Below are 14174 nucleotides of genomic sequence, written 5' to 3' on the forward strand. Positions count from 1 at the left end.
TACATAGTGTTACAAGGGTAGTGGAAAAATATAATGGTACAATAGAATTTTTGGATCTAGGTGACTCCTTTGAAGTAAGTGCTGTTCTTTATGGTATTTTATCTACTGAGAACACTCGTTCATAGAATATTATTGTTCCCTTTCCCTCTAATTTAATTCATTCTTAATTTCTTCTTGATATATCCATATCCTGTTAGATTAGATAGTCTCTTTTATTTTACTCCTAAGTGCCATTTATTACATATAACATACCTTTTATTACAGTTTCATAGGTAATTGCCATTCCTATGCTATAATCATCCAAAATAAAAAAGGAAGGTTACAAAATATGTTAAAAAAAATCAAACTTATCAAAAAAAATACAAATGTCAAATTACTATCTTCAGTAGCCAGTTTTGCACTGCTAATCACAACAATCGCTTCTAATCAGCGTTGTTGGTATGTAATGTATGAAGATACGCTACCTGAAGGGCACGAAAAATTAAAAAAATCCCATTTTTAACCATGTGCTCTATTAATAAGTATTTGACTGAAAAAATGATTGATTATCATATTATTGAACCTGAGGATATCGAAATATATACTTATGGACTAACAAATGGGTTTATAATAATTGCAAATATATTGACCACCTTATTATTTGCTTGCCTCATTGAAAAAATAGATATTGCCATAATAATGTTATTATCTTTTATTCCACTGAGATCATTTAGCGGTGGTATGCATTGCAAAAGTAAAACAGCTTGTTATATGATTTCTAACATAATAATTCTTATTTTACTTATAGCCCAAAACTATTTTTTGAAATTTCCTCTATTTCTTTTATGTATCACATTAATAAGTGGCATATACATTTTTTTCAATAAAATATCCAATAGTGATAATCGCACTCTTGATAATCAAGAGATCCTATATTACAGCAAAGTCAAAAAAAATATTCTTATTATTCTATTTTTCATAATTGCTGTATTGTTGTTATTACATAAAATTAATTATGCAATAGTAATAATGTGTTCAATAATTCTAGTAGCGTTTCTTCTTATTTTAAACGAGATGAAAAAATTTTTTTCATTTTCATAAGAAATCACATAGGATATAGATATTTCAGTTTTGGAATAGACTATATCCTTTTTTTATTTCTAGACTATACACATCTTAAACCGTATACATTACCCCATAAACTTTTCTAAAAAACATAGCATTCAAAAGGTAATAATCACTCTACCTTTACTAAACACAAAATCGTCCGTTATCATACAGTTTCTCAATACAACTCTTGAAAACAAACAATACATTATGCCTTTTACGTATATATAATCTATATATATGTATGTAAATCTATTAGCGCTCTTTCATGATGCCATGCAACACCGGCAAGAGCTTCCCTTGTCTGCAAGGTATCATCATTTCTAGCCATTCAACTAGGAATGGACCTGGAGCACATTTACCATTTATAATGAAATCTCCAATTGTAGTAAAAATCTGAATATTCTTGTGCGGTAACACCGCAAGTCCGGCAGACGGGAAACCGTCTGTCCGGGCTAGCGGGAACCGCTTATGCGAGTTTACTCACGTAATGTTTTGTCCAAGCCATAAACCTCTCGCATCGAGATATCATGTTCGGCATCAATGCTTGTAATGTTGATACGATAACTGTCATGAGCAATGCGGTCAATGATTGCATCTGCCAGAGGACTATCATCACCACCCAGTTGGTCGTACCATTCCTCGAACTCATACTGGGAGCAAAAAATCGTTGAAGATTTCTTGCGTCTCCGATGGAGTAGTTCGAAGATATCTCTTTGTTCAGATTCCGTTGGTTTCAATAGAAGCCATTCGTCCAAAATCAGGACAACGGGATTGGCATACTTAGCCATCACCTTTTTGTAGTTGCCATCTGTCCGTGCCACCTCCAGATCAATAAGCAGATCAGGCAGACGGATATATTTGGTATTGTAATACTGCTTACAGGCTTCCATGCCAAAGGCACAGGCCATGTAAGTTTTACCGCAGCCTGTAGCACCGGTAATAAAAAGATTCCGATGTTCAGATATATATTCGCAGGTAGCAAGTCTGCGAATCAGTTCCTTGTTTAGCTTGCGTCCGGAAGTATAGTTGATATCCATGATATTCGCTTCCGGCTGATCGAAACCGGCATTCTTGATCAGTCTTTTGAGACGGTTGTTTTTGCGACTGCTGTATTCGATATCCACCAGCATACCGAATTGATCCTCAAAGGGAACCTCCTTGAATTTTGGGTCATTGAGTTGATTGCGGAATGCATCTGCCATTGTGGTAAGGCGCATTTCTATTAACTTATCCATTGTACTCTGATTGGTCATATGTGTTTACCTCCGATAGTAATCGGCACCTCGTGTGATGCCATGTGCTTTATGTGTGGTCTTGGTATCGATTGCTTCCGATGCCAGCTTTTCTGAACCGGTTACAAGTAGGTTTTTAATACTCTTGTAACTGGGTGATGCTGTATAGGATAATGCCTTTTTACAGGCAGCTTCCAGTAACGCATCTGAGTACTTCTCAGCAAGCTTAAGAAGCCCCATACAGCTTCGGTAGGTTTGTTGTTCCACACTTTTGGAGGTCAATATTGCATTGACTGCAGTGTACGTATTTATGCCAATCCGCTCAGCCCATTTACGGAAGCGGTCACCGTTCCATTCCAGATACTTCTGGTGGTCTGCCGGCATATGTTCAGTAATGGTGCTGTACTGCCCAGGGCGTCCTTTTAGACGACGATGGGAAGCAATGCGGTTATGGTTGTAGAAAATTTCAATCGTGGTGTCTGTTACCCTTATATCAACTTTCTTTTTAATGTATTCGTACGGAACGGAGTATAGCATTCCGTCCACAGATATGTGATAATTGAACTGGACAGTGGCTGCTTTCCAGTCACTCAGTTCAAAACGGGTAGCAGGTAATGGTGACAGCAATGGTTTTTCTTCCCCAAGAAATAAGCTTCGCCGACTACCCTCTTTCTTCTGAAAGAGCCTTTGGTTGAACAGTTCCAGCTTATCTCTGATTGCTAGATTCAATTCGGCAAGGGAGAAGAACTGTTCATTCCGAAGAGCTGCTGTGATCCAAGTAGAAATATTTCCTACTGTCCCCTCAGCATTCGGCTTATCTTTTGGAGCCCTGACACGCGCCGGGATAATAGCGGTGCCGTAGTATTCGGCCATTTCCTGATAAGTTTCATTGACCTGCTGGTCTTTAAAGCCACCATTGTGGACAACCGCTGTTTTACAGTTATCCGGTACGAGAATTCTGGCAACACCACCAAAATATTCATACATATGAACATGGGCATTAATCCATGATTTCTGCTTCATATCCAGAAATGCTTCCACATATGCGTACTGACTATAAGTCATCACGCCGACAAATATATAGGCTTTGGTGATCTCACCGGTATCCGGATCAAGGATTGTTGCAGGATCTCCTGCCCAATCGACCTCAACCTGCTCACCAGGTTTCCGGTTGATATGCATGGTAGCACGTCGTTTCTGCTCATCCTGCTGGATGTGATAGCAGAACTGGGAATACATAAGTGGTTCTTCGCCATTTGCATGACAATCCTCCATGTATTCTGTCCACAAGAGTTTCTTACTGACTCCGTTACGGAGTAATTCTTTATGGACATAATCGTAGTTAGGCATCCGTTTATTGGATCTGACTTGCTTTGTAGAAGGAAAAAACATTTCTGCAAGAACAGCATCGGTATCGCTTTTATCAAGCGGCCAGGAAATATTTAATTCCTTTGCACGCTTCAAAACGCGATTAACCGTTTTCTTGGAGACATTGCAGCTGTCGGCAATGCTCTGCTGACTGAGTCCCAGACTTTTTAGCCTGAGAATCTCTCGATACTTGGTCATGGTCATGACCTCCTTTGAATGAATTTACACCAGCTGGTGCATGATTACATTCTAAAGGATTTATGATAAAGGTTTCCACTACCGGAAGGATGGTTTCCTAAAAAACGGATTTGCGGTTTCCTGTCACCGGACAGCAGGGACACGGGCACCGGATTATTCAAAATCTACTTTCTCTCAAAATGATGGAGTAAAAAACTATTTGCTATCATTATGAATGAAAAAGATAAATTTGTAATTACCATAAAACTAAACTGAATATTCTTGTGCGATGAAATCGCACTTCCGGAAATTTGGAAATCAGATGTCCGAAAGTGGAAATCATCTATGCGAGTTTACTCGCGCAGTGTTTTATCTAGGCCATACACCTCCCGCATGGACTTGTCATGCTCAGCATCAATACTTGTGATGTTGATCTGATAGCTGTCATGGGCAATACGGTCAATGATTGCATCAGCCAGAGGACTTGCTTCTCCTCCAAGCTGATCGTACCATTCTTCGAATACATACTGAGAGCAGAAGATGGTTGATGATTTCTTGCGTCTCCGATGAAGAAGTTCGAAGATATCTTTCTGCTCTGTATCAGTTGGTTTGAGAAGCATCCATTCATCCAGAATGAGAAGCACTGGATTGGAATATTTTGCCATAACTTTGCGGTAGTTCCCTTCAGTTCGTGCAATGTCCAAATCCATGAGTAAGTCTGGCATACGGACATACCTGGTATTGTAATACTGCTTGCAGGCTTCCATACCAAAGGCACATGCCATGTATGTTTTACCACAGCCTGTTGCACCGGTAATAAATAGATTCCGGTGTTCAGATATATATTCGCAGGTGGCGAGTCTGTTTATCAGCTCCTTGTTCAGCTTGCGTCCGGAAGTATAGTTGATATCCATGATACTTGCTTCCGGCTGGTCGAATCCGGCATTGTGGATAAGACGCTTCTGGCGGTTATTCTTGCGATTGCTGTATTCGATGTCTACCAGCATTCCAAAGCGGTCTTCAAAAGGAACTTCCTTGAATTTAGAATCGTTAAGCTGGTTACGGAATGCATCTGCCATTGTGGTTAGGCGCATTTCAATAAGTTTATCTATTATACTCTGATTTGTCATATGTGATTACCTCCGATAGTAGTCGGCACCCCTTGTGATGCCGTGTGCTTTATGTGTGGTCTTGGATCCAGATGATTCTAGTTCCGTTTTTACAGAACCCGTTACGAGGATGTTTTTGATACTCTTGTAACTGGGCGAAGCTGTATAGGATAATGCCTTTTTACAGGCGGCTTCAAGCAAAACTTCTGAATATTTATCAGTAAGCTTTAGAAGTCCCATGCAGCTTCTATAAGTCTGTTGTTCCACACGCTTGGAGGTCAGTATTGCATTGACCACAGTGTACGTATTTATGCCAATCCGCTCAGCCCATTTGCGAAAACGGTCACCATTCCATTCCAGATATTTCTGGTGGTCTTAGCAAACATAAGTCTTTGAAGTTCAGTATCCGTCATAGATTCATCAAGAGGCCAAGAAAGATTTAATTCTCTGGCACGTTTTTGAACCTTGACTACAGTTTTCTGAGCAACACCACAACTTGCCATGATGTTACGTTGAGAGAAGCCCAATCCAGTAAGACGGATGATTTCTCGATATTTGGTCATAATCGTGACCTCCTTGTAATGAATTTACACCATAGGGTGCATATCTTCATTATAAGGATTTAGTAATAAAATGATTTCCTTTTTGACGGAATCGTGATTTCCTGCAAAACGTAATGATGATTTCCAAGCATCGGACAGGTGATGGATTTCACCCCGGATTATTCAACTAAACATTTACAGATTAACGCTTTACTCTGGGAAGATAATAAATTTATCCTATGCCATAAGGTTCTAGACAATGGCAGCTTCCATTGTCCTCAGCGTGTAAATATTCCGGTCTTAGATTTCATGCTGTTCGGTACTCTAGAAGTGGGTGACAATTACATAGGATATAAGAAATACTACCAAATATAAATCCAGCTTCCCTTTTCATGGCAACCTGTTATGCCCGGCTCATAGAAAGTTAGGAATCAAACAAATACCTATAATAACGGAATATAGCAATAAAATAAAAATGGCTCCATTCCTTTATAGTTTGGAACCATTTTTTTATTCGTATTTTAACTTTTAAAATTTTCACGTGACTATTTTATTCTGTTATCTTCTGCTGTTAATGCTGAATGTTTCCAAGTCTAATAATAATATCGCTTGCTTGTATTATTTCTGAATCATGTGACACTATTAATAGTATTTTCTTTTCCATTTTCAATCGTTCAATTAATCTTAATAAAGCATTTATTCTTTTTATATCTAAATTAGAGGTCGGTTCATCAAAAATAATCATATCAGCTTCTTTTACTAAACACTTTAGAATAGAGACTATCTGTTTTTCTCCTCCTGATAAAGTATTTATATTCTTATTCCAGTTTTCTTGATATAAAGGTATTAATTGTTCCTCATTCAGATCATGTTCCTTAATCTTTCTAATAACATCTTCCAACCGAATATTAGAATTGTACTCCTGATATATTTCTTTTATAGTCCTATTTGGATAGTTTAATGCTTGAGAAATATAAAGAATACTATTTTTTCTCAGTTCCTCCATATTTAAACAATCAATATTAATTCCATTGACTAATATTGATTTTGCATGTAGAATCCCAATTAATATTTTGGTAAGTGTTGATTTTCCCTCTCCATTCTTTCCCACTACGCAATAGATTTTTCCTCTACACAACTCTAATGGTAACTCCTTTAGAATAAAGTTATTTGAATCATATCCAAATGTAATTGATGCTGAAATATTCTCTATTTTTTCCAACAGAATATTTCCTTCTTTTTCTACTTCAATATGAAAAATAGCTTCTAGTCTGTGTAGTGATGTTTTTACATTTTGAAATGAATTTCCAAGTTCAAAATAATATTTTATCAATTGAAGCATCATAGAAAAATATGTACACATAACAGTCAATTGTCCTACGGACATGTTATGATTTAAAACTTGCCAACCACCATATAAAAATGTAGCCACTTGAAATAAGGCTGATATAATTCCTTCTATTGAAATTGACTTTCCACTTATTTTTACAAACTCTAAATAATTTCTATAGTATTTTCTATAGTATTTATCAATATATAGATTATTGTATTCATAGTTTGCATTAGTTTTTATTTCCTCCATGAAAGCTAATTGATCATTCAATGTATTAAAATATAAATTATGTGCCTCTTTTGATGCATAACTTTTCGTGTATAATGGTTTTCTAAGAAATACGTACATAACATAATACACCGGAAGAAAAATCAGCATCAGTATAACAACCCCTTTACTAACTCTACTAATTATAATAAATAATCCTATAATCTGAATAGCATTCAATATAATTGCCGGATAATTTGATATAATAAAGGAAACAATATCTCCTATATCTTGTTCGGTTCTCTGATTCAAATAAGACGGGGTGAATTTCTTATATGACAATATTGGAATATCTCTAAGATGTTTAAGAATTTCTAGTTTTAATAAATAGGAGGATTCCAATTTAATTTTTGCATTCAAAATTTGCTTCACATAATATAGAGTAACATTTATCAATCCCAATAACAAAATGAAAATACACATTCTTAATATAAAACTATATCCCACTCCTGTAGCCAAATAATCTATAAATTCACCATTTAAATATGGTAATACAATCCCAATAGCTGCAAGCAATAGACTAATTACAGTAAGAATTATAAATTTATTCTTACTTTTACCAAATATACTCATAAATATTTTTTTCATGCTTTACCCATCAAAACTTTCTATTTAAAAAGAGCTACATAATGACATACAGTTTACCTCTATGTACCATGCAGCTCTTTTCATTACTTTAGTCCCTTACATTTACACATTTGCATTTACATTCGCATTTGCATTTGCATTCGCATTTGCATTCGCATTTGCGTTTGCGTTTGCATTTACCAAGACATTAACGTTTACTAAAACTAATGCTCTTGGCTGAATGCTTCCATCATCAGATACGATTTCAGGGCTATCATAACCATTAGTTAATAACTCCATAATATATTCCTCCTTTCCCATTATTTTATATATCGTAATAAATATACAATATATCAAATTTTACTTAGGAATGATAATCCCTTTGGCCTCTAAACCGTTCACTGTATTCAACAAACTCTTAATCTTCGAAATATTAATTCTGGGATTATCCTCCGTATCCAGATATTCTCGTAATTTCTTCCCTGGCATATCTTCTATTAAGTGTTTAACTTCCTCATCAAACGCAGCTCTACCTACTCCATTAACTGTAACTTCATAAAAATCCTTTTCTTTTTTTACTATTGCCACATCTGGTGCTAATTCAAATTTAGAATCTAAAGCCCATTTATTATAATTTCTGATAATATTTATTTCTAAAGGTTTTCCATTATTGATATATTCCACAACAACAGGATAAATATAAGTAGCTCCTGTTCTATTGAACATATCCATCCATGCATTATAGTAATTGTTATAATTTTCTGGATCTTTATATATCTCAATTGCAATTTTGGCAGATGCGTCTGCCTGAAATTCTATCTGCTGTCTATTGATTAATGATACATTGATACTTCCACTTTTCAAAATTTCCTTCATGCATTTTACTACATAAGGACCTTCTTCATCTCCTATACATTCCAAAACCATATATGCTTTTCCAAAAGGTTTTAAATGTTGTGTATAGCCGCTAATAATCTTTCTTACCAAATCGAGTCCGTCCTCGCCTCCATCTCCACACAATGGAAAAACAATATTTTCTGGAACTGGAACAAATGGTGGATTGCTAATAATACAGTCAAATTGTTCAGGTACCATTTGATACAGATTACTTTTCCTCACTTCGTATTTCTTTGGAGATATTCCATTGATTTTTCCATTTAATATGGCAGCATTATATGCCACATCATTCAACTCTACTTCAACCACTTTTTCAGCGTTTTCTATAATGTTTAATCCTTGAACTCCAGAACCTGCACATAAATCCAAAACACTATCATAAGAATCTCTCTTGATATATTTCATTAATTTTGTAGAATCCGATCCTATATAAATATCCGACATTCGTTTTTTGGCATTACTATAGCAGCTAGGTAAACTTACGATCAAAAACAAATCATCAACGGGTAAAATTACAAATCCTTGAGGTTCAATTAGCCCCTCCACGTCTGATGCAAATCCTGTTTCACATAAAAATTCCAGGTTCCTATCTCCTAATATTTTTTTCAACAGTTTTTTATCTTTTGCATATCCCAATAAGAAAAACTCTGTTATATGCCTATCAATTTCTGTTACATCTTTCAGCATTTCATTTATAATTTTTTCATCAATCCATGGCTCTACCGTATTGAATATTCCAGCCATAGTTTTGTAAATGAAAGCATAATTACTTTCTCTTAACCATTCTCCAAATCCTTGAGCGCTTTCATTACTGATATTCGAATTTAACATTTTTTCTCCTCACTTTACAGTTTTTTTGAATATATCCAAAAATCGCTTTTCTTGATTCCTTCTGCGCGAATAACGCATTCTCTTTCAAATCCATTCTCCTGCCATGTATGTGCAATATTTTCACTTTGATCTGTAAATTTAACTTTTACGTACTCAACAGATTGTGCTTTTAATTGTGCATTTAACTGAGCAAGTGCCACTTCCAAATATCCTTTATTCTGTAATACCATTGTAGTTATATATACTACGTAATTGTTGGGGCAAATATAAATTCCCACTACACCAATTCTTTCTTTTGTCACTTTATCAATTACATTCAGGTATACTTCTGCTTCATGGAAATGATTTGTTCTCATATTTATTGCCCGATAATACTCCGGAAAATTTTTTCCTTCGTATTGTTCTGGAAAAAATAAGTATCCATCATGACAGTGTTCTTTTTCTTCGATAATAAATTTTGATGCTTCTAAAAAATCTTTTTCTTCAAACAAAGATACAAAGCAATTCTTTTTTCCCATTTTACTTTACCTCCCTAATCATTTCTAAATTTAATAAATAAGCTATTGTATGATTTACATCATTTAATAATCTCTGTTCTGATACACCAGGATATTTATGTTTCAATATGTTTACAATCTCTTGTGCAGAACGATTATCAATAAGATCCCAAATTTCATACACAGTCTTATTCATAAAATGAGGTTTTGAATGTGCTCTGGGATAAAATAAACGTGTACCATCTGTTTCCTCACGTAACAGACCGATATAACTATTTTCAACCTTGTTAAAAATCATTTTTTTCACTTCCTTTCACTATATAATTGTATATCCTGGTTATTCCAAGGTCTATTTTTCTGTTGCTCAATATCATCTAATGAAACAATTCTTTTTGCTGCATTATTAACCTCAGGTATCTTCCATACATCTTTTAGCCCATCTTCCCACAGTTGATTTAATGTATTACTTACAGCATTGCCATATAAGAACGGTAAATATGGACTTACTACAATATCTCCATTACATCTAATTTCGTATGTAATAGTTTTTGCATCTGGATTCTGCGAAAACAAATAAATATGCTCTAAAGGATCACCATTATTAAAGGAAAAATCTGGGTATTCATAAAGTTTTTTCCGAACAAGCCATTCAAATTCCCATTTTTCTGCTACTGACATCTTTAACTGCTCTTTATTATCATATCCTCTTCCTATTGGTATAAAAGGCATGGAATTAAGAGATTTAATTCCCATTTCAATCAAAATATCAATAACCTTCCCTATCCCTTGATAAGTCTGCTTTGTTGGAATAAATGTAACCTCAGGAACGATCCCCGAATTGAGAATTATTTTTATTGCTTCCAAGGCTTTGTCATAAGCTCCATCTTTCCCTCTAAATTTGTCATGTATAGCCGGTGAATATGAGTCAAGGCTAATCTGAATACCATTTACACCACTTTCTCGTAGCATTTTTACTTTCTCTGTCGTCAGTAATAATCCATTTGTCACCATATTTACCACTATTCCTCTGCTCGACAAAACTTTTGCTGCCTTCAGAAGTAATGGATATCTCAATAATGGCTCTCCACCGCAAAAACACACTATCGGTATGCCTGCTTCTGCAATATGATGAGCAATTTTCATCATATCTTCATCATCTAAATCCTTGTAATGTGCATCTTTTCCGCTTTTGTTATAACAATGCATACAACACAAATTACATTTATTTGTCATATCCCACATAATGTTAAGAGGTCCGCTTAATTTTCCATATTCTGTTTGAATTGTTTTTTTATCAATTTTTCCTATCGTTTTTGTTTTGTTCATATACTTCCGCCTATTGGCATCCTCCCTTCTTGTAATTCATAATCTCCAGCAAATCCCAAGATTTTTGTAAATTGAATCACACCTATCAATATCCATAACATCATTAACTCCAATTTTCGGGTGTGCTTGATAAAAAATTTCTTTATTTGTTGCAAAATTATCCTGCGTAAATATACTTGTATCTTTAAAATATTTTGAAAACAAGTTTGAAGGTAGCGGCATCCACCACGCTACATTCACAGTGATTGAATAGCAATCATTTAAAAAAGCTGCAAATTCTATTGTTTTCATACATTCTTCTTTAGACTCCCATGGAAATCCAATAATAAACGATGTAAATACTCTTTTGCATAAGTCGTACTTTTCTAGTAATGAAACCGTTTTTAATACATCTTCTACTCTTATTTCCTTGTTAATCTTTTTCAATCCCTCGTCATAGCCACTTTCTATACCGATTTGTATATGCAAATTATCATAAGATTTAATCATATCAAGCAATGCCTCATCCCATAAATGTTTTGCCCGAGCTTCAATTAAAATATTATAATCTTTGTATCCTAAGTTTAACATTCCACCTAAAACATTTCTGGCCCATTGCTGATCCGTAGTAAAACAATCATCTGTAAATATAAAATCTTTGTTTTTGCATAGAGAATCCAAATATTTTTTAAATATAGACAAACGATTTAATACCGTATCTTCCGAATATTTTCTCCAACATCTTTTATAAAATATAGAGCAGAACCTACAGTTTCCTTGACATCCTCTCGATGCTTCAAATGTAAATCTGTCAAAAAAATTTTTTTCTGCCAAATCATAACGAGGCATAGGAACTATTTCATGTTCGAAATCTATTAACGGTGCTTTTGCATTCTCTATTAGTTTTTCATGTTGAACATACTTTAAATTTGGCACTTCCTCAATGCGCAATTCACCTTTAAGATATTGAATAAACTTTGGAAAGGCAATTTCTGCTTCTCCTACTAAAGCATAGTCAATTTGGGGAGTTTTCAACATAATTTCCTTATAAAAATATGATATATGAATTCCGCCAATAACAATTTTTATTTGTTTATTATTATCTTTCACTTTTTTAATCAACCGTAAAATTTCTGCCCAAGAAAACGTATTTACTGTAAATGCCAAAAGATCAGCATCTCTTATTTTTTTGAGTATTACAGTTAATATATCTTCCTGTAGATTTGCAATTCTATATTTCATAGGTTCAATAACTTCTACTTGATCAACAAATGGTGAAATAATTCCTGCAATAGTGTACATTGTTAATGGCTGCACTGTAGTATCTACATCATGCATAAAATCTGTATTAATCAAAATAACCTTCAATTTTTCACCCCCAATATACGGTTATACAACAATATATCTAGTGTATCTGCCCGTATCCTTATAGCATTAATATCCATTTCTCCGTTCAGGATTATTTGATTAAGCATAAAATATAACGTTTCTTCAATTGGAATAATTGTATCCAATTTTTTATTTATAAGAAAAAATTTTTTATTTTTCTTATATAATGCAAAAATTTCTGTAAAAAACACTTTCATAGCTGGTCTCCATTTCCATTCCTCTTTTTGAACCAGTATCTCTGTTCTTCAAGGATTTTACATAAGTCACTATCACCATGCTCTATTAAGATATCCCTCCATATTTCCTTAATAGTTTTATCAGTTGTAATTAGTCCGTATTCGTAATCAGGAAGAAAATCATACAATGCAACTGTTCCTGTCTCCGTAATACAAAAATTACCATGTCTATAATAATTTAAAGGAAGTATATCTTTTATTATTTTTTCTTTATCGTATATAGATAATTTAATATTTTTATATACTTTACATAACGATATAATTTCTAATATTGCATTATGTAATTTAGGTACATGAACCAAAAAATTTTCTTTCTTTTTATCCGGATATATATAAAAGGAAATATTGGAATTTTCATTATATATCCATTTTATTAATTCAACACTTTGATAAAAATTTTTATCCGTAATATATACTATTACGTTCAAATCTTCGATTTTTTGTAATAGGAATTTTAGTTTTGAATACATTGAGATTTCAAGATTAAAACTATCAAATTTTAAAAAATATTGAAATGTCTGATCAATATTCAATTTTTCTATTTGTTCTTCAGTTATTTCAAAAAAGTCCATTTCAATCTGAGAACACTGAACAAGTATTTGCTTCTTAATCCTATCAATAGTAGAAAAATCATCTACATCTTTAGGATTTATGTACCTTATTTTAATGGGATCTAATTCACATACTTTTTTTTCGATAATATGCTGTACAATTTTGCCATAAGATCCTGTTTTCATATCCCATTGTAATACAACTGGTTCTTTTAAATACCCTGCCATTACATCTCCCCCTAACTTCTACTTATTCATATACAAATCACTAAAATTCTCTCTCACTTGTTGACTTATTATATCATGACACTTTTTATATTCTGACAACCTGTCATAATCTGGCCTTTATCTGTAATAAATCAGACAAAATTTTTTGTATAAAAAAATCGCATTACCAACAATACAAAATAATATTAGTAATACGATTTCTTTTATCTTTTAAAAACACTTTCTTTTTTCAACTGTTTCGTTAATAAGTTTTGAACCTCTATCTTAGAATATCCCAGCAAACTCATTTTATCAAAGAAATTTTGTATTTCTTGTCTTACACATTTTTGACGAATGCAGGAAATATTATGGCATACATAAAATCTGCTTGTTCTATTTTTGCATATAATTTGCTGTTCTCTTAAAACATGTAAAGCTCGAAGAACTGTTGCAACATTAATCTCATAATTCTGTGCTAATTTTCTTGCACTTGGTAGCTTTTCATCTTCTTTGAATTTTCCATTAAATATATCCTCTTTAAGTTTCTTTGAAATTTCTATATATTTTCCCATAAGAA

The 14174-nt window shown here is 33.7% G+C and carries 15 protein-coding genes and 1 pseudogene; 2 read left to right on the plus strand and 14 right to left on the minus strand.

The window, feature by feature from the left end; all coding sequences use genetic code 11:
* Window positions 1–328: 328 nt before the first annotated feature.
* Both ACZM4J_RS09000 and ACZM4J_RS09005 read left to right on the plus strand, forming a co-directional pair.
* Window positions 329–502 (plus strand): cyclic lactone autoinducer peptide, encoded by a 174-nt coding sequence (locus ACZM4J_RS09000; protein WP_081021323.1) that lies wholly within the window; start codon window positions 329–331, stop codon window positions 500–502.
* Between the two features lie 2 nt (window positions 503–504).
* Window positions 505–1080, plus strand: a complete 576-nt coding sequence (locus ACZM4J_RS09005) for an accessory gene regulator B family protein (protein WP_055172418.1) — start codon at window positions 505–507, stop codon at window positions 1078–1080.
* A 485-nt stretch (window positions 1081–1565) separates the two neighbouring features.
* On the opposite strand, the gene istB (ACZM4J_RS09010) is transcribed toward ACZM4J_RS09005, so the two are convergent.
* The 14 genes and pseudogenes from istB (ACZM4J_RS09010) to ACZM4J_RS09075 form a co-directional block, all read right to left on the minus strand.
* Window positions 1566–2342: an IS21-like element helper ATPase IstB gene (gene istB / locus ACZM4J_RS09010; RefSeq protein WP_019161580.1), complete on the minus strand. Its 777-nt coding sequence runs from the start codon at window positions 2340–2342 to the stop codon at window positions 1566–1568.
* Window positions 2343–2348: 6 nt separating this feature from the next.
* Window positions 2349–3887, minus strand: a complete 1539-nt coding sequence (gene istA, locus ACZM4J_RS09015) for an IS21 family transposase (protein ID WP_025579562.1) — start codon at window positions 3885–3887, stop codon at window positions 2349–2351.
* 332 nt (window positions 3888–4219) lie between these two features.
* Window positions 4220–4996 carry an IS21-like element helper ATPase IstB gene (gene istB, locus ACZM4J_RS09020; protein WP_055172415.1) on the minus strand — a complete coding sequence of 259 codons (777 nt, stop codon included), beginning with the start codon at window positions 4994–4996 and terminating at the stop codon, window positions 4220–4222.
* Window positions 4997–5002: 6 nt separating this feature from the next.
* A pseudogene (locus ACZM4J_RS09025) lies at window positions 5003–5350 on the minus strand (IS21 family transposase); the annotation flags it as partial.
* Window positions 5284–5538, minus strand: a complete 255-nt coding sequence (locus ACZM4J_RS09030; protein WP_243000379.1) for a transposase — start codon at window positions 5536–5538, stop codon at window positions 5284–5286. The gene ACZM4J_RS09030 and the pseudogene ACZM4J_RS09025, both read right to left, overlap by 67 nt.
* Before the next feature lie 550 nt (window positions 5539–6088).
* Window positions 6089–7705 (minus strand): ATP-binding cassette domain-containing protein, encoded by a 1617-nt coding sequence (locus ACZM4J_RS09035; protein WP_117844175.1) that lies wholly within the window; start codon window positions 7703–7705, stop codon window positions 6089–6091.
* Window positions 7706–7807: 102 nt separating this feature from the next.
* A complete protein-coding gene (locus ACZM4J_RS09040) occupies window positions 7808–7984 on the minus strand; it encodes a hypothetical protein (protein ID WP_178105380.1) in 177 nt (58 codons plus the stop codon).
* 60 nt (window positions 7985–8044) lie between these two features.
* Window positions 8045–9412: a methyltransferase gene (locus tag ACZM4J_RS09045; protein ID WP_117844176.1), complete on the minus strand. Its 1368-nt coding sequence runs from the start codon at window positions 9410–9412 to the stop codon at window positions 8045–8047.
* Window positions 9413–9426: 14 nt separating this feature from the next.
* Complete coding sequence (locus tag ACZM4J_RS09050; protein ID WP_055172401.1) at window positions 9427–9930, minus strand: hypothetical protein; 504 nt, start codon at window positions 9928–9930, stop codon at window positions 9427–9429.
* 1 nt (window position 9931) lies between these two features.
* Window positions 9932–10207 (minus strand): PqqD family protein, encoded by a 276-nt coding sequence (locus tag ACZM4J_RS09055; RefSeq protein ID WP_055172404.1) that lies wholly within the window; start codon window positions 10205–10207, stop codon window positions 9932–9934.
* A gap of 5 nt (window positions 10208–10212) precedes the next feature.
* The gene (locus ACZM4J_RS09060; RefSeq protein WP_055172407.1) at window positions 10213–11235 is read right to left on the minus strand and encodes a radical SAM protein; all 1023 of its coding nucleotides are present in this window, start codon (window positions 11233–11235) and stop codon (window positions 10213–10215) included.
* 36 nt (window positions 11236–11271) lie between these two features.
* On the minus strand, window positions 11272–12570 hold the full coding sequence (locus ACZM4J_RS09065; protein WP_207661334.1) for a B12-binding domain-containing radical SAM protein: 1299 nt from the start codon (window positions 12568–12570) through the stop codon (window positions 11272–11274).
* A gap of 226 nt (window positions 12571–12796) precedes the next feature.
* On the minus strand, window positions 12797–13618 hold the full coding sequence (locus tag ACZM4J_RS09070; protein WP_117854543.1) for a hypothetical protein: 822 nt from the start codon (window positions 13616–13618) through the stop codon (window positions 12797–12799).
* 203 nt (window positions 13619–13821) lie between these two features.
* Window positions 13822–14169 carry a GntR family transcriptional regulator gene (locus ACZM4J_RS09075; RefSeq protein ID WP_117844181.1) on the minus strand — a complete coding sequence of 116 codons (348 nt, stop codon included), beginning with the start codon at window positions 14167–14169 and terminating at the stop codon, window positions 13822–13824.
* Window positions 14170–14174 lie beyond the last annotated feature (5 nt).

The sequence above is a fragment of the Eubacterium sp. genome (assembly GCF_057858645.1).